Source organism: Variovorax sp. 278MFTsu5.1, from assembly GCF_048305045.1.
Taxonomy (GTDB): domain Bacteria; phylum Pseudomonadota; class Gammaproteobacteria; order Burkholderiales; family Burkholderiaceae_C; genus Variovorax; species Variovorax guangxiensis.
Map to the genome: position 1 here is coordinate 5001255 of NZ_CP157622.1, position 20109 is coordinate 5021363.

General features: G+C 68.8%; 18 protein-coding genes. 8 read left to right on the forward strand and 10 right to left on the reverse strand.

Going from position 1 to position 20109, the window contains the following annotated elements; all coding sequences use genetic code 11:
* Positions 1-20: 20 nt before the first annotated feature.
* Complete coding sequence (locus ABL844_RS23225) at positions 21-902, forward strand: LysR substrate-binding domain-containing protein (RefSeq protein ID WP_418129096.1); 882 nt, start codon at positions 21-23, stop codon at positions 900-902.
* On the opposite strand, the gene ABL844_RS23230 is transcribed toward ABL844_RS23225, so the two are convergent.
* Positions 899-1999 (reverse strand): BMP family ABC transporter substrate-binding protein, encoded by a 1101-nt coding sequence (locus ABL844_RS23230; protein WP_418129098.1) that lies wholly within the window; start codon positions 1997-1999, stop codon positions 899-901. The genes ABL844_RS23225 and ABL844_RS23230 overlap by 4 nt on opposite strands.
* A gap of 225 nt (positions 2000-2224) precedes the next feature.
* On the opposite strand from ABL844_RS23230, the gene ABL844_RS23235 reads away from it, so the two are divergent.
* Positions 2225-2479 (forward strand): hypothetical protein, encoded by a 255-nt coding sequence (locus ABL844_RS23235; RefSeq protein WP_418129100.1) that lies wholly within the window; start codon positions 2225-2227, stop codon positions 2477-2479.
* A gap of 95 nt (positions 2480-2574) precedes the next feature.
* Here ABL844_RS23235 and ABL844_RS23240 read toward each other — a convergent pair whose 3' ends face one another.
* Positions 2575-3435, reverse strand: a complete 861-nt coding sequence (locus tag ABL844_RS23240; protein WP_418129102.1) for an SDR family NAD(P)-dependent oxidoreductase — start codon at positions 3433-3435, stop codon at positions 2575-2577.
* Between the two features lie 109 nt (positions 3436-3544).
* Positions 3545-4492 carry a GlxA family transcriptional regulator gene (locus ABL844_RS23245; protein ID WP_418121951.1) on the reverse strand — a complete coding sequence of 316 codons (948 nt, stop codon included), beginning with the start codon at positions 4490-4492 and terminating at the stop codon, positions 3545-3547.
* 171 nt (positions 4493-4663) lie between these two features.
* Between ABL844_RS23245 and ABL844_RS23250 the strand changes: the two genes are divergently transcribed.
* Positions 4664-5911, forward strand: coding sequence for an MFS transporter (locus ABL844_RS23250; RefSeq protein ID WP_418121952.1), 1248 nt, complete (start codon positions 4664-4666; stop codon positions 5909-5911).
* 22 nt (positions 5912-5933) lie between these two features.
* Here the strand turns inward: ABL844_RS23250 and ABL844_RS23255 are convergent, their stop codons facing one another.
* The 4 genes from ABL844_RS23255 to ABL844_RS23270 form a co-directional block, all read right to left on the reverse strand.
* Positions 5934-8390, reverse strand: coding sequence for a penicillin acylase family protein (locus ABL844_RS23255; protein ID WP_418121953.1), 2457 nt, complete (start codon positions 8388-8390; stop codon positions 5934-5936).
* A gap of 152 nt (positions 8391-8542) precedes the next feature.
* Positions 8543-11080 carry a penicillin acylase family protein gene (locus ABL844_RS23260; protein WP_418129103.1) on the reverse strand — a complete coding sequence of 846 codons (2538 nt, stop codon included), beginning with the start codon at positions 11078-11080 and terminating at the stop codon, positions 8543-8545.
* A gap of 121 nt (positions 11081-11201) precedes the next feature.
* Positions 11202-12008: a helix-turn-helix domain-containing protein gene (locus ABL844_RS23265; protein ID WP_184641542.1), complete on the reverse strand. Its 807-nt coding sequence runs from the start codon at positions 12006-12008 to the stop codon at positions 11202-11204.
* On the reverse strand, positions 11974-13005 hold the full coding sequence (locus tag ABL844_RS23270) for a LysR substrate-binding domain-containing protein (RefSeq protein ID WP_418129105.1): 1032 nt from the start codon (positions 13003-13005) through the stop codon (positions 11974-11976). The genes ABL844_RS23265 and ABL844_RS23270 overlap by 35 nt, the downstream gene beginning before the upstream one ends.
* 105 nt (positions 13006-13110) lie before the next feature.
* Between ABL844_RS23270 and ABL844_RS23275 the strand changes: the two genes are divergently transcribed.
* Positions 13111-14418: an MFS transporter gene (locus ABL844_RS23275; protein ID WP_418129107.1), complete on the forward strand. Its 1308-nt coding sequence runs from the start codon at positions 13111-13113 to the stop codon at positions 14416-14418.
* Here ABL844_RS23275 and ABL844_RS23280 read toward each other — a convergent pair.
* From ABL844_RS23280 to ABL844_RS23290, 3 genes are all read right to left on the reverse strand, one after another.
* A complete protein-coding gene (locus ABL844_RS23280; protein ID WP_418129109.1) occupies positions 14379-15440 on the reverse strand; it encodes an adenosine deaminase in 1062 nt (353 codons plus the stop codon). The genes ABL844_RS23275 and ABL844_RS23280 overlap by 40 nt on opposite strands.
* An 86-nt stretch (positions 15441-15526) precedes the next feature.
* Positions 15527-16330: an IclR family transcriptional regulator gene (locus tag ABL844_RS23285; protein WP_126024332.1), complete on the reverse strand. Its 804-nt coding sequence runs from the start codon at positions 16328-16330 to the stop codon at positions 15527-15529.
* 47 nt (positions 16331-16377) lie between these two features.
* The gene (locus ABL844_RS23290; RefSeq protein WP_418129111.1) at positions 16378-16536 is read right to left on the reverse strand and encodes a hypothetical protein; all 159 of its coding nucleotides are present in this window, start codon (positions 16534-16536) and stop codon (positions 16378-16380) included.
* Here ABL844_RS23290 and ABL844_RS23295 point away from each other — a divergent pair.
* From ABL844_RS23295 to ABL844_RS23310, 4 genes are read left to right on the forward strand one after another with little or no spacing between them, the layout of a single operon-like run.
* Entirely contained in the window at positions 16535-17302 is a 768-nt protein-coding gene (locus tag ABL844_RS23295) for an ABC transporter substrate-binding protein (protein ID WP_184641536.1), read from the forward strand. The genes ABL844_RS23290 and ABL844_RS23295 overlap by 2 nt on opposite strands.
* 14 nt (positions 17303-17316) lie before the next feature.
* Entirely contained in the window at positions 17317-17988 is a 672-nt protein-coding gene (gene ehuD / locus ABL844_RS23300; RefSeq protein ID WP_184641535.1) for an ectoine/hydroxyectoine ABC transporter permease subunit EhuD, read from the forward strand.
* Positions 17985-18746 carry an amino acid ABC transporter ATP-binding protein gene (locus ABL844_RS23305; RefSeq protein ID WP_418129112.1) on the forward strand — a complete coding sequence of 254 codons (762 nt, stop codon included), beginning with the start codon at positions 17985-17987 and terminating at the stop codon, positions 18744-18746. The genes ehuD and ABL844_RS23305 overlap by 4 nt, the downstream gene beginning before the upstream one ends.
* Entirely contained in the window at positions 18743-20023 is a 1281-nt protein-coding gene (locus ABL844_RS23310) for an NAD(P)/FAD-dependent oxidoreductase (protein WP_418129114.1), read from the forward strand. Before ABL844_RS23305 ends, ABL844_RS23310 begins: the two co-directional genes overlap by 4 nt.
* Positions 20024-20109 lie beyond the last annotated feature (86 nt).

Sequence of the window (20109 nt, forward strand, 5' to 3'; positions counted from 1 at the left end):
CGGAATCAGGAGTTCGCAATATGGACAAGTTGCGCGCCATCGAAGTCTTTGTCGCAACAGTGGACGCAGGCAGCTTTGCCGCCGCGGCCGAGGCGCTCGATCTCTCGGCCGTGATGGTCGGCAAGCACATCCGCGCGCTCGAAGAGCAGCTGGGAGCCCGTCTGCTGGAGCGCACCACGCGCCGCCATTCGCTCACCGAGATCGGCGCCGCATATCTGGAGCGGTGCCGCGACGTGCTGGCCAGCGTGCACACGGCCGACGGCGTGGCCGAGTCGCTGCGCGCCATGCCACAAGGCGTGCTGCGCGTCACCGCGCCCGTGGCCTATGGCGCACACCGCCTCACGCCGGTGATCGGCGAGTACATCGCCGCCCATCCGCAGGTGAAGGTGGAGCTGAGCCTCAACGACCGCGTGGTCGACCTGGCCGAGGAAGGCTTCGACTGCGGCATCCGCTCGGGCGCGGCCGTCGACGAACGGCTCATCGCAAGGCCGCTCGCCCTGGCGCGCATGTACGCGGTGGCCAGCCCGGCATGGGTGGCGCGCCACGGGCAGCCGAAACATCCGTCCGAACTGGAAGCCTTCCCCCTGCTGGGTTTCGCGGCCTGGGGGCCGAACCATTCATGGCGCTTCACGCGCAACGGACAGACGGTGCACGTGCCGGTGCGCGGCCCCCTCAACACCAACAACGGCCAGGCACTGCTGGCCGCAGCCATGGCCGGCGTAGGCGTGATCGTGCAGGCCGATGCGCTGCTGGGCCCCGCGCTCGCCTCGGGTCAGGTGGTGCAGCTGCTGCCCGACTGGGAGCTGCCCACGCGGCAGGTGCAGATCGTGCGGCTGCCGGAGGCGCGGCCGAGCGCCAAGCTGCGGACATTCGTGGACTTCGTGGTGGAGCGGCTGGGTTAGCGCGCCACGCGCCCCTGCACGCCTTCCACCAGCCAGTTCATCGTCAGGATCTGCTCGTCGCTCAGCTGGGTGCCCTTGGCGATCACGGTGTGCCCCTCGTTGTCGCGTACATCGGCCACAGCGGCGCGGAAGGGCTGCAGCTTGCCGGCGGCGATGTCCTTCTGCCGCGCCAGCACCTCGTCCTGCACGGCCTTGGGTACCTTCGTGCCGAAGTCGCCAACGCGGATCATTCCTTCCTTCACACCGCCCCAGAGATTGCCGCTCTTCCAGCTGCCGTCGAGCACCGCCTTCGCGCGCTGCGTGTAGTAGCCGCCCCACTGGTGCGTGACCGCGACGACCTGCGCGTCGGGCGCGATCTTGCGCATGTCGGAGTGATAGGCGATGGCCAGCTTGCCGCGCTCCTGCGCCGCCGCCATCACGGCGGTGGAGCCGGTATGGAAGGCGATCACGTCGGCGTTCTGGTTGAACAGCGCCATGGCGGCGTCGCGCTCCTTCGGCGGATCGAACCATTCGTTCAGCCACACCACTCGCACCTGCGCCGAGGGGTTCACCGAGCGCATGCCCAGCGTGAACGCGTTGATGCCCTGCAGCACTTCCGGAATCGGAAAGCCCGCGACGTAGCCCGCGATGTGGGTCTTCGTCATGCGCCCGGCCGCGATGCCCGCGAGATAGCGCCCCTCGTAATAGCGCGCATTGGCGGTCGCCACGTTGGGCGCGGTCTTGTAGCCGGTGATCGATTCGAACTTCACGTCGGGGAAGTCCCTCGCGACCTTCATCGTCGGCTCCATGTAGCCGAAGCTCGGCGTGAAGATGAGCTTATTGCCCTGCTGTGCGAGGTCGCGGATCACGCGCTCCGCATCGGCACCCTCGGCCACGTTCTCGACGTAGGTGGTCTTGACCTTCGCCCCGAGCGCCGCGTCGACGGCCTTGCGGCCTTCCTCGTGCTGGCGCACCCAGCCCGCGTCGGTGACGGGCGTGACGTAGACGAAACCGATCTTCAGCGGCGCCTGGGCCTGCTGTGGTTGTGAAAAAACGGGAGATAAAAAGCCGGCGGCCGCCAGCGCCAGAACGGCGCGGCCCGCGAGGTTTTTGTACATGGTGTTCCTCTACATGGCCCCGGAGATGCAAAACCCCGCAACCGGCCGGGACGCCCGATCACGAGGGGCGGGATTCTAAACGGCGTCGCCGTCCGCGATGCGGCCGGGGCGTTGACCTACTTCAATGTCGGTTGTTCGCCTCAAACCCGATTCGCCGGGATGCGCGAGCCTTGAAGCATTGATCGATTCACTACCGAGAAGAGAAAGAAAGGAAGGCCTGCAACCATGACCGCATCCACCGTCAACGACTCGCTGACCCCGCTCGACGTTTCCCAGGCCGTGCTCGAAGGCGAAGAAAACCCGAACACGATGCGGCCGCTCACGCCCAAGGAACACGCGGCGCGCGGCATGCGTGCCGAACCGGGCCGGCGCGCGCGCCTGCAGAGCGTGTTGCGCAGTCCCGCCGTCGCCTGGTTCGGCGCGGCGGCCACGGGGCTGGTTCTGGCGGCGATCTACGCGCGCCGAACCCACCGCATCTGAACTGGAAGACCCGGTTGACCCGACAGGTGCGGCCGCTCTGCTCAGCAGATGCTGCGAGGTCAGGCGCGTGGAGTGGGCAACCCCCTCAGCAAGCCTTACACCGATGACGAGGCGGGGCCGGCGCTGACGCGGTAGCGCGCCGCGGGAGCGGTGCTGGACAACCGGCCCGACATCGCACGCCGCGCCGCATCGAAAGCCTCCCATTCGGCCAGATCGGGCAGCGCGGGGATCGTGACCTGCTCGCCCTGGTCGAGCCCCGCGAGTGCGGCGTCGACCATGTCTTGCGCGGTCATGACGATCTCCTTGGGCAGGTGTTCCATCGGCACGCCTGCGATGCCCCAGAACTCGGTAGCCGTCGCGCCTGGCAGCACGGCCTGCACACGCACGCCCTTGTGCTTGAGCTCGTGCTGCAGCGACTGGCTCAACGCGAGGACGAAGGCCTTGCTGCCGCCGTACACGCCGTTGAGCGTCTCCGGCGAGATCGCGACGATGGAGGCGATGTTCACCAGCGTGCCTTCGCCGCGTTCCACGAAGCCGGGCACGGCCGCATAGGTGAGCCGCGTGAGCACGCTCACGTTGAGCGCGATCATCTCTTCCATCTTGTCGACGTCGGAGGCCAGCAGCGGCGCGGCGGCGCCGACGCCGGCGTTGTTCACCAGCATGGTGATGTCGCTGCGGGTGCGCAGCGCGGCCTCGACTGGCGCGAGGTCCTTGCGGCTCATCAGGTCGGCGGGAAGAACCTCGATCTTGCGGCCGGTTTCGCGCACCAGCTTCGCGGCCAGCGCCTCGAGGCGTTCGCGGTTGCGCGCCACGAGGATCAGGTCGAAGCCGCGCCGCGCGAGACGGTCCGCGTACACGGCGCCGATGCCGGACGACGCGCCGGTGACGAGGGCCGTGCCCTTGGGGGAATTTGCCGAAGCAGCAGCAGTAGTAGTAGTAGTAGTAGTTGCGGTCATGGAGCTTTCCTTTTTCGCCGCATCGATGTGTGCGGCGGTGGGGAAAGTCTCCTCCTGCAAGGCTATGGCGTAAATGTCATATAAGCCACCTTTCAGGACATCCTGCCGCTCAGGCCACGGCCGCCTCCCGGCGCGCCACGCGTCGCACGCTCTGTGGCGGCTGCCCCAGCGTGCGCAGGAAGGCGCGACGCATGCGCTCGGGGTCGCCGAAGCCCGTTTCGCGCGCGACCACGCCGAGCGCGAGGCTGCCTTCGTCGATCAGCGCACGCGCCGCCTCCACGCGCAGGTTCTCCACCGCATGCGCGGGCGACTGGCCTGTCTCCGCCTTGAAGGCACGGCTGAACTGGCGCGGGCTCAGGTGCGCGACCTCGGCCAGTTCCTCCACCGACAGCGTATCGCGCAGGTTGGCCCGCGCATGCACCAGCGCCTTCTGGATGCGGTCGGACTTGGGCTCCAGCTCCAGCAGCGCGGAGTACTGCGACTGCCCGCCCGCGCGCCGGTGGTAGACGACCAGCTTGCGCGCCGCGAAGCGCGCCGCTTCCACGCCGAGGTCTTCCTCCACCAATGCCAGCACGAGGTCGATGCCCGCGGTCATGCCGGCCGACGTCCACACCGGCCCGTCGTTGATGAAGATGCGGTCGGGCTGCACCTTCACCGCGGGATGGCGCTTCTGCAGTTCGCCCGCGAAGGACCAGTGCGTGGTCGCCTTGCGGCCGTCGAGCAGCCCCGCGTCGGCCAGCCCGAAGGCGCCGGTGCAGATGCTGGCCACGCGGCGCGCATTGCGCAGCCCGGCGCGCAGGAAGCGGCACATCTTGTCGGAGGTGGGCGCGATGAAGAGCGCGCCGCTCAGCACGAGCGTGTCGTACCTCGCCGTGCCGAAGCGCCTGCTGTCCGTGCTCACGCCCGACGAACTGGCCACGAGGCCTCCCTCCTCCGACAGGAGCTCGACCTGGTAGACCGGCTTGCCGGCGTGAATGTTCGCAAGCTCGAACGCGGCGATGGCGGCGAGGTCGAGGATCTGGAAGCCGGGGAAGACGAGCACGCCGATGCGTTTCATGGCGATGTCCTGAAAGGAGGTTTACGAACGATGCAGGACGCGAGACTAAGCGACCTGGTCCAACCGCGCAGGCATCAGGGACTCGCGGCATGCCTTGCCGCGCTACGATGGCCGCCGCCGCCAATCGGCAAGCGCCATCGCGCATGCGTCGTCCCACAATGGGTGTTCCCCATGACGCAACCGACGACAACCGCAACAACGACCGCCCCTTCAGCCGAGCAGGGCGCCAATCTCCACTGGCAGCGCAACCTCGCCGTCTGCATGTTCGGCTCCTTCACGACCATCATCGCGATGACGCTGCTGCTGCCCTTCCTGCCGCTGTACGTCGAGCAGCTTGGCGTAAAGGACCACGCGGCCATCGTCCAGTGGTCGGGCGCGGCGTACGGCGCCACCTTCCTGAGCGCCGCGCTGGTGGCGCCGCTGTGGGGCCGGCTGGCCGACCGCTACGGGCGCAAGCCGATGCTGATCCGCGCGAGCCTGGGCATGGCGGTGGCAATGGCGCTGATCGGCGTCGCGGGCAATGTGTGGCAGCTGGTGGGGCTGCGGCTGCTGGCGGGGCTGCTGGGCGGCTACGCCTCGGGCTCGATGGTGCTGGTGGCCACCCAGACGCCCAAGGACCGCACCGGCTGGGCGCTGGGCACGATGTCATCGGCGATCATGGCGGGTAACCTGGTGGGGCCGCTGGTCGGTGGCGCGCTGCCGCCGCTCATCGGCATCCGCGCCACCTTTTTCGCGGCGGGCGCGATCATCTTCGTGGCCTTTCTCGCGACAGCCTTCCTCATTCGCGAGGAGCGCAAGGCACCTGCCGCACGCAAGCAGGATGGCGGCAGTGCTGCCGAGCAGACCGGCTGGGCCGCCGTGCCCGACAAGCGCCCCCTGGTCGCGATGCTCTTCACCGGCATGCTGCTGATGCTGGCGAACATGTCGATCGAGCCGATCATCACCGTCTACGTCGCCACGCTGGTGGAAGACCCGAACCGCGTGACGATGATGGCCGGCCTCGTGATGTCGGCGGCTGCGCTGGGCAGCATCCTCTCGGCCTCGCGGCTGGGCAAGCTGGCCGATCGCGTGGGTCACTGGAACGTGATCGTCGGCTGCCTCGCGGTGTCGGCGCTGCTGCTGGTGCCGCAGGCTTTCGTCAGCTCGGGCTGGCAGCTGGTGGTGCTGCGCTTCCTGATGGGGCTTTCGCTCGGCGGGCTGCTGCCGTGCATCGCGAGCGTGATCCGCCACAACGTGCCCGAGCGCGTGGCCGGCAACATGCTGGGCTACTCGACTTCGGCGCAGTACACGGGCCAGGTGGCGGGGCCGCTGCTCGGCGGCTTCGTGGGCGGGCACATCGGCATGCGCGCCGTGTTCCTCGGCACCTGCGTGCTGATGGCTGCGGGTGCCGCGTGGAACTGGCTGGTGAAGCGGCGCTGAAGCGCTACTTCGCCCCTCTGCCTCACTCGCGGATGGTCACGCTGCTGTAGGCAGCATCGGCCTTGATCTCCGATTCGGAGAACGGCAGGCGCAGCCACTGTCCGGCGCTGTAGGCCCGCGTGTAGTCGGCATTGTGCGCCGAGGCCGGGTCGTCCGACAGCGAGAAGCTCAGCAAGGTGTGGGCCTCGACGCCGCCGGCGGGGAACCGCACGATCTGCATGTAGCTGTTGCCGTTGGGGTCGCCGTCCATGGTGTAGCCGCCCTTGTCGAGCGGGTTCTCCGAGCACATGACGGTGAAATAGCCCTGGGTATCGCAACCGCCGGACAGCGGCACCTTGCGGCCGTTGCGCGTCACGAAAAGAGCTTCGCCGCGCGGCGCGTCGAGCGCGTAGCCGCTGGCCTGCACGCGCAGCACGGCCGCGCCGAAGGCCTGGCGCAGGTCGTCGGCTGCCGAGGCCTTGAGGCCGCGTGGCGTGCCGATGGGGTCGTTCGCGCTGAAGGGCACGGCATAGAGCTTGTCGGCAGGCAGGCGCACGGCGCGCGCCCAGAACTCGTCCCATACGTGAGCACCGCGCGCCGAGGCCACGCCGGTGTTGTTCCATGCCTTCAGCACCTCGCAGGCGGGACCGGTGTCGACGCCCCGCGGCGGCGAGAACGACTCGCCGGTCTGCGCGTCACCCTTCACCTCGATGCGGGGCACGCCGCACACCATCTCCAGCGCGGGGGCCTTGAACAGCTCGGCGGTGTAGGCGCGGCTGTCGAGCGTCGCACGCTCGACTGCTTGGACCGTCGCGCCCTTGGCCGTGCCCTGCGCGATGAGGTGACCGAGCCGCGTGCGGAAGCTCTGCGCGTCGCTGCCGGTCGGTCCGAAGATGGCCGGGTAGCCCGTGAGCGGTGCCTTCGGGTTGGCGAGCCAGTAGCTGTCGTTCATGTTCGCCACATAGTCGTCGCGCAACAGGTTCGGCATGCGCGAGGCGCCAATGGCACCCTTCTGCACCGAATCGGCATCGGTCTGCCAGTCGCAGGCACTGCGCGAGCCGTCGAACACGGGCACGCGCGGCAGCACGGCCGCCATCGCCTTGCCGGCCGGCGTGGTGCAGTTGGCCACCTGCTCGGGCGAAACGTTGGGCACTGCGCCGATGTCGCCGTACCAGACCTGGGCGCTGCCCCGGCCCACGGCCACGGTGTTGACCCAGGGGATCGAAGCTTCTTCGCGCTGGATGGCCATGAGCTCGTCGAGCGACTTCGCCTGCGCCCAGCGCAGCCAGGTGCGGAAGGTGCGGAAGTTGTCGGCGTTGATGTCGCGGATGGCGAAGGCAGCGGACCGGTTCCAGGCCAGCGCCGGATTGATTGCGCCCAGGTTCACGAGCGGGCCGTATTCCGAGGCGTAGAGCGTGCGCGTCACCGGCTCGACACGGCCCGAGGCCCGCTTCACCTTCACGGTGATGGCACGGGCCTGCATCCTCACGGGCTTGCCGTCGCGCAGATAGCTGGTGGCGTCGCCGGGCACGAGCGCGAGCTGGTAGAGGCCGAAGCGCCGCGCCGCCGACACGGTGTGGCTCCACGCGATGTCGTTGTTGAAGCCGATCAGCAGCACCGGCACGCCGAGGAAGGAGGTGCCGCTCGCGTCGAGCTGCCCCGGAATGGTGAGCTGCGCCTGATAGAAGCGGTCAGGCCCGCGCCAGTACCAGTGCGGGTTGCCGAAGAGCAGCGGGCTCGAATCGCCGGTGGCGGCCGTGCCGAAGCCGATCATGTTGCTGCCCACGCCCGCCGCGCCGCCGACCTGGAGCGCCATAGGCTGCGCGTCGCTCGTCCCGGGCGACGACACCCCGGCGCCGGGCGGTGCCGCGTTCGCGATGTTCGAGAGAAAGTTGCTGTAGCCCGCCGCGAGGTTGGTGGCGTACATGCGGCGGAAGATGTCTGTGGCGCTCACCGGCCGCACCCACGCTTCGTTGCGGCAGGCCGCGTGGGCATTGCCCTTGTCCACGGCGCCGCTCTTCAGGTCGCGCACGTATCGGTTGTAGCCGGCGGCGAAGCCTTCGACCATGCCCCGGATGGCCGCGGGCTGCGCGCGGTCCATGGCGTCGATCACTTCGTCCGTGATCACGTGGCGATGGAAGAAGTCCGAATCGATGTTCGCGGGCTTGCCGGTGGTGCTGCTGGCTGGCGGCTTCGCCTGCGCCCCGAAGAACTCGGAGCGCTCGCCGCGGTAGGTGAGAAAGCCGTCGGCCATGGTGCAAAGGTTGTCCTGGGCCTGTGCGTAGCCGTAGCCATAGCCCGCGCCGGCCCAGTCGCCGGCCTTGATGTGCGGCACGCCCATGGCGGTGCGGCGGATCTCGGCCTGGTAGCCCGCAGAGCGTGCCGAGGCATCGAAATGAGAAGTCGAAGACCGGCTCGAAATGCCTGAACAGGCCGCAAGGGCCATGGCAACCGGCAAGAGAAAAAGCGGCCTGAGGCCGCCTCTGAGTTTTGGGCGCATGCAGTGTGTTCCTGTTGGATGAGGAGCGCAGCTGCGTAAGCCCTGAGCGTGCGTGGCGCGTTCGCCGCCGATCTTACGGCCAGCGGCAGACGGCGCGCCCCGCACGCGCTTTTTTCATTTTTTCACTGCCCGACAGGATTGCCGGGCGCCGATCACTCGGCGACCGACTTGCTGGTGTAGTTCGCGTCGGCCTTGATCTCCGGTTCGGAGAAAGGCACCTTGAGCCACTTGCCCTCGCTGTAGGCGCGCGTGTAGTCGCCGTTGTGCGCCGAGGCCGGGTCGTCCGAGAGCGAGAAGGTCAGGAAGGTGTGGGCTTCCACGCCGCCGTCGGGGAATCGCACGACCTGCATGTAGCTGTTGCCGTTCGGGTTGCCGTCCATGGCGTAGCCGCCCTTGTCGAGCCGGTTCTCCGAGCAGGCGATGGTGAAGTAGCCCGGCCCGCCGCAGCCGCCGTACAGCGGGATCTTCTTGCCGCCGCGCGTGGCGAACAGGTAGTCACCACGGGGTGCGTCCACCGCGTAGCCGCTGGCCTGCACGCGTGCCACCGCGGCTCCGAAGGCCTCGCGAAGCTGGGTACTGGCGGCACTGTTGAGGCCGCGCGGCGTATGGATCGGGTCTGCCGGATCGAAGGGCACGGTGTAGAGCGAAGCTGCGGGAATCTGCGAAGCGCGATTCCAGAACTCGTCCCACAGGTGCGCCCCCTTCGCGCCGGTCACGCCCGTGCCGTCCCATGCCGTGAGCGCGGTACATGCAGCGCCCACATCCACGCTCGGGCCGATGGCCTCGGTGGTCAGCGGGTCCTTGGTCACCGCGATGGGCGTGCCGTCGCACACGATCGGCAGCACGTCGGCCTTGAACAGCTCCGCCGTGAGCACGCGGCTATTGAGCACCATGCGCTTGACGGTGTCGGGCGTCGCGCCCTTCGCGCCGTAGCTGTCGGAGCCGTCGATGCGTCCCTGCGCCAGCACGTTGCCCATGCGGGTGCGGAAACTCACGGGGTCGGAGCCGGCCGGGCCCATGATGGGCGGGAAGCCGGTCATCGGCGCCTTCGGGTTGGCGAGCCAGTAGCTGTCGTTCATGTTCGCCACGTAGTCGTCGCGCAGCAGGATGGGCATGCGCGATGCGGCGATGGCGCCCTTCTGCGCCGAGTCGGCATCGGTCTGCCAGTCGCAGGCGCTGCGCGAGCCGTCGAAGATCGGCACGCGCGGCAGCGCGGCCTGCATCGACGCGCCCGCCGGGGTGGTGCAGTCGGTGACCTGCGCGGGCGACACGTTGGGCACCGCGCCGATGTCGGCGTACCAGGCCTTGGCGCTGCCACGGCCCACGGCGACGGTATTGACCCACGGAATCGCGGTTTCTTCGCGCTGGATAGCGATGAACTCGTCGAGCGACTTCGCCTGGTTCCAGCGCAGCCAGTTGCGGAAGGTGCGGAAGTTCTCGCCGTTGATGTCGCGCATCGCGAACGCGGTGGTCTGGCTCCAGGCCAGTGCCGAGTTCATCGGGGCCAGGTTGACCATCGGGCCGTATTCGCTCTTGTAGAGCGTGCGCGTGACCTGCGTCATCGCGCCGTCGGTGCCCTTCACCTTCACGGTGATCGTGGAGGGCTGCATCTTCACCGCGGCGCCGTCGCGCATATAGCTGGTCGTGTCGCCCGCTGCCAGCTTAAGTTCGAAGAAGCCGAAACGCCGCGCAGTCGACACGGTGTGGCTCCACGCGATGTTGTCGTTGAAGCCGATGAGGATCACCGGAATGCCGAGGAACGAGGTGCCGCTGATGTTCAGTTCGCCCGGGATGGTGAGTTGCGCCTGGTAGAAGCGGTCGGGTCCGCGCCAGTACCAGTGCGGGTTGCCGAAGAGCAGCGGGCTCGAATCGCCGGTGGCGGCAGTGCCGAAGCCGATCATGTTGCTGCCGACGCCTTCATGGCCGCCGACCTGCAGTTCGGGCCCGTCGATCTTCAGCGCCGCCATCTGTACCGCCGCCTTCTTCTGGGCGGGGCGGTGCGCCGACACCTTGGTGGGCGCCACCACGGCAGGCGCCGTCGCGTTGGCGATGTTCGCGAGAAAGTTGCTGTAGCCGCCCGCAAGGTTGGCCGCGTACATGCGGCGATAGATGTCGTCGGTGGTGATGGGCTGCACCCATGCCTCGTTGCGGCAGGCCGCATGGGCCGTGCCGCCGGCCTTCACCTCGCGCACGTAGCGGTTGTAGCCGGCGGCGAAGCCGACGACGAGCTTCTTCAGGTTGTCGGGCTGGGCGTCGATCATCTTCTGCAGCACGTCGGCCGAGATGACATGCCGGTGGAAGAAGTCGGAGTCGATGTTCTTCGGCAGGCCGATGGTGCTGCTGGCCACCAGCTTCGCGTCGGCGCCGAAATACTGCGAGCGCTCGCCGCGGTAGGTGAGGAACGAGTCGGCCATGGTGCAAAGGTCGTCCTCGGCCTGCGCGTAGCCGTAGCCAAAGCCCACTCCGGGCCAGCTGTCGGCCTTGATGTGCGGCACGCCCATCGACGTGCGGCGGATCTCGGCCTTGTAGGTGGCCTCGGCCGGCGGATTCGTCGGCGTGGATGGCGAGGACGGGAAGAACACGAAGCCGTTGCCTCCTCCACCACCGCCTCCACAGGCGGTGAGCGCAGCGGCGGCGGCGAGCGCGAGCAACGACGGCGGCACGACGCCGCGACGGATCGAAAGTCTCATGAGGTCTCCAGTTGATGCTGATGCTCTCTTGGCGGAGCGTCCCGGAGCTTAGGCAGCCTCACGGCTCGCGGCTTGTACGCAGCCGCTGCATTGCATGCGATGGCCCCTGCGGCCGATCGCGTCAGTGCAGCGGCGCGTTCTGGCCCCACGCGTGCGAGGCATGCTCATCGGCCGTCACGCGCACCTGGCTGGCCAGGAACGAAGGCGGCAGGCCGAAGTAGCGCTGGAAGGTGCGGCTCATGTGCGCCGCATCGGTGAAGCCGCTGACCAGTGCAACGTCGGTGAGCGAACGCTGCCCGGTGAACTGCTGCACCGTGCGGCGCACCTTGGTCCACAGCGCATAGCGCTTGACCGACACGCCCACCTGCTCGGCGAACAGGTGCGTGAGCCGGTCGGGCGACAGGCAGGCCACGGCCGCGAGATCGCGCAGCGCGATCTGCCCTGCATGCGCGCGGATGGCCTGCAGCACGCGGTCGATGCGTGGATCGAGCGGCGCCTGCAGCTCGGGGCTCTCGGTGATGGCCTCGACCATCTTCGCGCTGAGCGACTGCAGCCGCTCGTTGGACAAGGCGCCGCATTGCGCCGGCCCGAAGTCGTCGCGCAGCGCGCCGAAGCGCCGCGCGTCGATGGGCTGGATGCCATGGCCGCCCATGCGGCGCGCGAGCATGCGGTAGGCGCTGGAAGCGGGGTCGAGGTTGAGCGAGAGCAGCCCGCAGCCGTCGACGTCGAGCCGCCGCGACACGTGCGGCGCGACCAGCGCGGCGGTGCAGTGCACGCGGGTGCCGTCGACCGCCTCCAGCGTGAAGGGATGCCCGCTGACCGACGCCAGCAGCGTGGCCGACGAGCGGGCCGTCAGGCCCGACTGGATGGCCGGTGTGATGTAGAGGAACCTGTCATCCCACAGGTGCAGGAAGTTTTGCGTTGCCATGCCGTATCACTTTTGTTCTTGTCTCCAGCGGCGGATTCTCACGCATCGGCAACCCGGCCGGCTGCACGTGCTGGCGAACGGCCTCCAGCAGCAGCCCGGCAAGGCGGCTCGCGGGCGCCTCCGGCAGGGCCTGCGCACGATAGAGCACGAGCGATATGTACGGCAGCGCGGGTAGCGCCAGCGTGGAGCGGTCGATGGCCCGCACGTGCGACGGCAGGCCGAATGGCGTGCGCACCGTCAGGCCCAGCCCGGCCGATGCCGCCGCCCACAGCGCGGCGAGGCTGGCACTGCCGAAGGCGCGCCGCCAAGGCACGCCCGCCTTGTCGAGCGCGGTGATGACGATCTCGCGCAGCGGACAGGGTGCGTCGAGCATGATGAGCGGCAGCGGCTCCTTGCTCTCGGGCTGGCGTGCGCCCGCGCCGTGTTGCTGCTCGCGCTGCGTCCACCAGGGCGCCTCGACCCGCTCGGGCGTGCGCGGCCCGATCCACAGCAGGGGCAGCCGCGCGACGCGCTCGGCATACGGCGACAGCGGCTGCTCGCCCGCATCCCAGGCCAGCGCGAGGTCGAGCTGGCCGAGTTCGAGCCGCTCGCGCAGTTCGCCGCTGCGCGCCACGCAGGCCTCGATGCGCACCTTGGGATGCGCGCGTGCGAAGCGGCCCAGCACGGCCGGCAGCAGCGTCTCGCCGAAGTCTTCCTGAAGGCCCAGCCGCACCGAGCCCTGCAGGTCGACGCCGCGCATCGCGGCGCTGGCTTCGTCGTTGAGTTCGAGCATGCGGTGGGCATAGGCCAGCAGCGTCTCGCCGGCATCGGTGAGCTCCAGTCCCCTGCCCGCCTTGCGGAACAGCACGGTGCCAGCCTGCGATTCGAGCTTCTTCAGCTGCGCGCTCACGGCGGAGGTAGAGCGCCCCAGCTTGTCGGCCGCACGGGCGAAGCTGCCGAGCGCGATGCCGGTGGAGAAAGTGCGCAGCACGTCTAGATCGAACATCACCTGGCTCATTGCGGTTCCTTCGGGTTTCGTGGCGATCATCCTGTTTTTCAGGACGATTCGCCAATTATTTTCTGATTTTCAAAACCTTCGCCGAGGCGGACACTGCCCGGCAAGATGACCCATTCGCCCTTTTCCCCCATCCCCTCTTCATTCACGCCGCGCCATCGCTGGAAGGTGCTGGCGGCAGGCGTGGCTGCCAACGCCGCCTTCTCGGTGGCCTTCAGCGGCATCCCGATGACCGCCGTGCTGATGCGCACCGGCTACCAGCTCGACAACGCCACCCTCGGGCTGGTGCTCGGCCTCATGGGCCTGGGCATCGCGGTGAGCGAGCTGCCCTGGGGCCTGCTGACCGACCGCTGGGGCGACCGGCCCGTCCTGCTGGCGGGCCTGGGCAGCACGGCGCTCGCGCTGGTCGCGATGGCGCTGTGGGCCGCGCCGGCCGCGGGGCACATCCCCGGGCTGGGCTGGCTCGGCAGCGGGCTGCTGCTGGTGGGGCTGCTCGGCGGCAGTGTCAACGGCGCCAGCGGCCGCGCGGTGATGACCTGGTTCGACGCCAGCGAGCGCGGCCTCGCGATGAGCATCCGCCAGACGGCCGTGCCGATGGGCGGCGGCATCGGCGCGCTGGTGCTGCCTTACGTCGCGCTGCACTTCGGCTTCGCGGCGCTCTATGGCCTGCTCGCGCTGCTGTGCGCGCTGAGCGCTGCCATGAGTTGGGCGTGGGTGCACGAGCCGCCCATCGCGGCGGCCGGCGACAAGGCCGTGCCGGCTTCAGCCGCCGCGCCGAAGAGCGGACCGCTGCGCGACGCGCGCGTGTGGCGCATCGTGGCCGGCATCGGCATTCTTTGCGCGCCGCAGTTCGCGGTGCTCTCCTTCGGCACGGTGTTCCTGCACGACTTCGGCCATGCGGGCCTGGCGACCATCACCGCGACGATGGTGTTCGTGCAGGTCGGCGCGATGGTCATGCGCGTGTGGAGCGGCCGCTGGACCGACCGCAACAGGAACCGGCCGGCCTACCTGCGCGCCTGCAGCGGGCTCACGGTTCTCCTGTTCGCGGGCCTCGCCGTGCTGGCGCTGGCATCGGGCGCGCATGCGGCCGACTCGGCGGCGCTGCGCATCGCGCTGGTCGTGCTGCTTGGCGTGAGCGGCGTGTGCGTGTCGGCATGGCACGGCGTGGCCTACACCGAGCTCGCCACGCTGGCCGGCGCATCGCGTGCCGGCACCGCGCTGGGCATGGCGAACACCAGCGTGTTCCTGGTCTGCTTCGTCACGCCCTTCTCCATTCCGCACCTGCTGGCGCTGCAGGGCTGGCCGATGGTGTGGCTGGCAGCCAGCGCCTGTGCGCTGGTGGCGATGCCGCTGCTGGTGGTGCGGCCCGCCGCCGATCAGAAGCTCGCGAAGACGGCGTTGAGCCGCTCGACGTAGGCGCGCCTGGCAGCCGCGTCGATGAAGCTGCCTTCGAAGCTGTTCGCCGCGAGCTGCCAGGCCTGCTGCGCGTTCAGGCCGGTGGCAGCGAAGGTCTCGGTGAAGTTCTGGTTCATGTAGCCGCCGAAGTAGGCCGGATCGTCCGAGTTGACGGTGGCCACCAGCCCCGCGTCGAGCAGCGCGCCGAGGTTGTGCTTCGACAGGTCGGGGAACACGCAGAGCTTGAGGTTCGACAGCGGGCAGACGGTCAGCGGAATGCGGTCCTTCGCCAGGCGCTTCATCAATTCCGGGTCCCTGGTGCTCTGCACGCCGTGGTCGACGCGTTCGACCTTCAGCACGTCGAGCGCGCTCCAGACGTATTCGGGCGGGCCCTCTTCTCCCGCGTGGGCGACGAGGTGGAAGCCCAGCTCGCGGCAGCGCGCGAACACGCGGGCGAACTTCTCGGGCGGATGGCCCACTTCGCTCGAATCGAGCCCCACGCCGATGAACTTGTCGCGATAGGGCAGCGCCTGCTCCAGCGTCTCGAAGGCGTCTTCCTCGCTCAGGTGCCGCAGGAAGCACAGGATGAGCGCGGCGCTCACGCCCAGCTTCGAGCGCGCATCGACGCAGGCGCGGTGCAGGCCGCTGACCACGGTTTCCATCGGCACGCCGCGCGCGGTGTGCGTCTGCGGGTCAAAGAACATTTCGGTGTGCACCACGTTGTCGGCCGCGGCGCGTTCCAGGTAGGCCCAGGCCATGTCGTAGAAGTCCTGCTCCTTGAGCAGCACGCTGGCGCCGGCGTAGTAGATGTCGAGGAAGCTCTGCAGGTTGGTGAAGGCGTAGGCCTTGCGCAGTTCCTCGACGCTGGCGTAGGGAATGGACACGCCGTTGCGCTGCGCGAGCGCGAAGATGAGTTCGGGTTCGAGCGAGCCTTCGATGTGCATGTGCAGCTCCGCCTTGGGCATGGCGCGCAGCAGCGCGGGCAGGCGGTCGGCGGCGATGCGGTCGAAGCTCTTGTCGTAGGTGGGGCGGAAATCGGTCATGGTGGGTGCGAACTGCTGCTGCGTTGTGATCCCGCACAGCATAAGGGCAGCCACCTGCCGGCGCGATGTCCGAAACCGTATAGGTCTCAGTCGATGCTGCGTGCCGAACTGGTGAGCGAGCGTGCGCACAGCAGCAGCGTGGGCGCCAGCTTGCGCACCGCCTCCTCCAGCGTCCAGCGGCTGGTGGGCGCCACCACGTGCACCGAGGCCACCGGCCGCCCCTGCGCGCCCAGCACGGGCGCGGCGATGGTCATGTCGCCGAGGAAGAGCTCCTCGGCATTGGTGGCGAAGCCCTGCTGGCGCGCCTGGCGAAGCTCTTCCAGGATCTCGTCCACGCCGGTGCGGGTGTGCATGGTGTGCGCCACGCGGTCGGAGGCTTCGATGAGCGCGCGCGCCTCATCCTCGGGCAGCGCGCTGAGAAAGGCACGCCCCGAAGCCGTGCAATACATGGGAATGCGGCTCCCGATGGGCATGTGCACCGGCACGAACTGCGCGCTGACGAAGCGCGCCACATAGACCATGTCCAGCCCGTCGGGTTCGGTGAGGCAGGAGGTCTCTGTCGTCACCTTGGTGAGCTCCGACAGGAACGGGTTGGCCACGTCGATCAGCGAATGGGCCGCGAGGTAGTTGAAGCCGATCTCCATGACGCGCGGCGTGAGCTGGTAGCGCCGCGTCTTCGGGTGCTTGCGCACGTAGCCCAGCTTCTCGAGCGTGAAGACCATGCGCTGGGCCGAGCTCTTGGTGATGTCGGTGGCCTCGGCCACGTCGGCCAGCGTCATGGTGCGGCGCCGGGCGCTGAAGGCGCGCAGCACGGCCAGGCCCTTCTCCAGCGACTGGTTGAAAAGCAGGCTCTGGCTGTCTTCGGGGGCTGTGTCGGGGGTGGCGTCCATGGCGTTGGAGTATAGCCACATCCATCCTAAATATCGAATATCGATATTTATGATTCGACTAGTGGTTTGTATTTATTGTTTATAGATTCAAAAGAATCGATTATTGGCATGCATGTTGCATCGCGCTGCCCCGCATCACTTTCCTTCGCTGCCTCTTTTTTCTTGTCTCTTTCTTCAACTTCCCTTGCTTCGAGGAGTGCTTCCATGAATCGCATCGTTCGCCGCCTTCATCGCCTGGCCCTGGGTCTTTGCATCGCCGGCGCCGCCTCGCTGGCCGCCGCGCAGGGCGCCGCGCCCACCTACAACGTGGGCGCCACCGCCACCGGCGTGCCCTTCACCTTCCTCGACGTGAAGACCAACAGCATCCAGGGAATGATGGTCGACACCGTCACCGCCGTGGGCAAGGCCGGAGGCTTCGGCGTGAACGTGCAGCAGACGGTGTTCTCGGCGCTGATCCCCTCGCTCACCGCGCGCAAGATCGACATCGTCTCGGCCGCCATGCTGAAGACGCCGGCGCGCCAGGAGGTGGTCGACTTCAGCGACCCGGTGTACTCCTACGGCGAGGGCCTGATCGTCAAGGCCGACGACACCCGCGCGTACGTCTCGCTCGACGAGCTCAAGGGCGAGGTGGTGGGCGCGCAGGTCGGCACGGTGTTCCTCGACATGCTGAACAAGAAGGGCATCTTCAAGGAAGTGCGCAGCTACGACTCGGTGGCCGACATGACGCGCGACCTCTCGCTCGGGCGCATCAAGGCGGGCCTCGGCGACCAGCCCATCATGGCCTACCAGATCCGCCAGAACACCTTTCCCGGCGTGAAGCTGGTCGACAGCTACAAGCCAGTGAACGTGGGCGACGTGTGCCTGGTGGTGCGCAAGGGGGACGCGGAGACGCTGGCGCGCATCAACAAGGCGATCGCGGCGATCAAGGCCGACGGCACGCTCGCCAAGATCGTCCAGAAATGGGGCATCTGAGGGCGCTCTGACTCATGGCTGCTCCCTCCTTCCTCCAGCACGCGCAGGACTTCCTGCCGATCCTCCTGCAGGGTGCCGTGGTCACCGTGCAGGTGACCGTGCTCTCGTTCCTGCTGAGCAGCGTGCTCGGCCTCGGACTCGCGCTGATGAAGCTCTCGCCGGTGCGCCCGTTGTCGATGGCGGCTACTGCGGTGATCAACGTGATCCGCGGTCTGCCGATCATCGTGCAGCTCTTCTACATCTACTTCGTGCTGCCGGATTTCGGCGTGCAGCTCACGGCCTTCCAGGCCGGCGTGATCGGGCTGGGCATCGCCTACTCGGCCTACCAGGCTGAGAACTTCCGCGCGGGCATCGAGGCGGTCGACCCGGGCCAGCGTGAGGCGGCGCAGGCCATGGGCATGCGCTCGGCGCTGATCATGCGGCGGGTGATATTGCCGCAGGCCTTCCGCATCGCGCTGCCGCCCTACGGCAACACGCTGGTGATGATGCTGAAGGACTCCTCGCTGGTCTCGACCATCACCGTGGCCGAGATGACGCGCGCGGGCCAGCTCATTGCCTCGTCGACCTTCCAGAACATGACGGTCTACACGCTGGTCGCCCTGCTCTACCTGCTGATGAGCCTGCCGCTGGTGTACGGCCTGCGCCGGCTCGAGAAGCGCTTCGCCGCCGGGAGGAAGCAGCCATGATCCACGTCGAGGGACTCGAGAAGCGCTTCGGCGCGCACCGCGTGCTGCAGGGCGTGAGCCTGCACGTGGACAAGGGCGAGGTGGTGTGCCTGATCGGCCCGTCGGGCTCGGGCAAGTCGACGGTGCTTCGCTGCATCAACGCGCTGGAGTCGTACGAGGGCGGCGAGATCCGCGCCTTCGGCGAGCGCGTGGACCGCAACGCGCCGAACATCCACCGGCTGCGCAGCCGCATGGGCATGGTGTTCCAGCGCTTCAACCTGTTCCCGCACCGCACGGTGCTGGAGAACGTAATGGAAGGCCCCGTCTACGTGCTGCGCCAGGGCGCGGCGCAGGCACGCGAGGAAGCGATGGCGCTGCTGGCCAAGGTCGGGCTGGCCGAGAAGGCGCAGGCCTGGCCCGCGCAGCTCTCGGGCGGGCAGCAGCAGCGCGTGGCGATCGCCCGCGCGCTCGCGATGAAGCCCGAGGCCATGCTGTTCGACGAGCCCACGTCGGCGCTCGACCCCGAGCTGGTCGGCGACGTGCTCGGCGTGATGCGCGCGCTGGCCGACGAGGGCATGACGATGATCGTGGTCACGCACGAGATGGGTTTTGCCCGCGAGGTAGCCGACCGCGTGTGCTTCCTGCACAGCGGCAGCATCGTGGAGGAAGGCCCGTCCGCGCAGGTGCTGGGCGCGCCGCGCCATGCGCGCACGCAGGACTTCCTGCGCCGCGTGCTGCATCCTTCCGGCGCCGCGGCGTCCGCGGAGGTGCGCGGATGAGCGCTGGCACACTGCCACCCTCCCTTTGGGCCGCCACTGCGCCGCCGGCACCGCCGACGCCGCCGCTGGCCGAGTCGCGCAGGGCCGACGTGCTGATCGTCGGTGGCGGCTTCACGGGCCTCTCGGCCGCGCTGCACCTGGCCGAGGCCGGCGCACAGGTCTGCGTGCTGGAAGCGCACGAGCCCGGCTGGGGCGCCTCTGGGCGCAACGGCGGACAGGTGAACCCGACGCTGAAGCACGACCCCGACGAACTCGTGCGGATCTTCGGCGCCGAGCGTGCCGAGCCGCTGATCGACGCCGTGTCGCGCTCGGCCGACTTGGTGTTCGAACTGATCGCGCGCCACGGCATCGACTGCCAGCCGGTGCGCAACGGCTGGCTGCAGCTTTCCTATTCGGAGAAGGACGTGGCCGGCCTGCACGCGCGCGCCGCGCAGTGGGCCAGGCGCGGCGCGAAGACGGAAACGCTGGACCGAGCAGCCGTCGCGGCGCGGCTGGGCACCGACACCTTCGCCGGCGGATGGCTCGACGGCCGCGCCGGCGGCATCCAGCCGCTGGCCTACACGCGCGGGCTGGTGCGTGCCGCCCAGGGCCTGGGCGCGGCGGTGCACGGCGGCACCGAGGTCACGGCGCTGGAGCGTCGCGGTTCGCACTGGCATGCGAGCACGGCTACGGGCGCGAGCGTCACCGCCGGGCAGGCGCTCATCGCGACCAACGGCTACACCGGCGCGCTGTGGCCGGGGCTGAAGCGCACGGTGCTGGCGGCCAACAGCTTCATCGTGGCCACCGAGCCGCTGAAGGGCGCGGCGGCCGACGCCATCCTGCCGCGCGGCGAAACCGCTTCGACCTCGCAGCGCCTGCTGCTCTATTTCCGCAAGGACGCGCAGGGCCGCCTGCTGATGGGCGGGCGCGGCCATTTCGCCGATCCGGCCGGTCCCGCCGATTTCGCGCACCTGGAGCGCTCGCTGGAGCTGCTGTTCCCGCAGCTCGGGCGGCTGCGCTACGAGTACCGCTGGGCCGGCCGCATCGCCGTCACGCGCGACTTCATGCCGCACGTGCACACGCCGGCGCCGGGCATGACGATCGCGCTGGGCTACAACGGCCGGGGCATCGCGCTGGCCACGAGCATGGGCCGGCACGTGGCGGCGCGGATGCTGGACGCGGGGGCGGATTTTCCGTACCCGGTGTCGCCGATCCGGCCGATACCGCTGCATGGCCTGCAACGCTTCTATATCGCGGGCGGCGTGGCGTGGTACAGCCTGCTGGACCGGCTGGCCTGAAGCACGGGTCGCGGCAGAGTCGCCTAGGTGCGCGCGGCGCCTTGCCATGGCTGCCGCGCATGCGTCAAATGGCGGGCATCGACCAC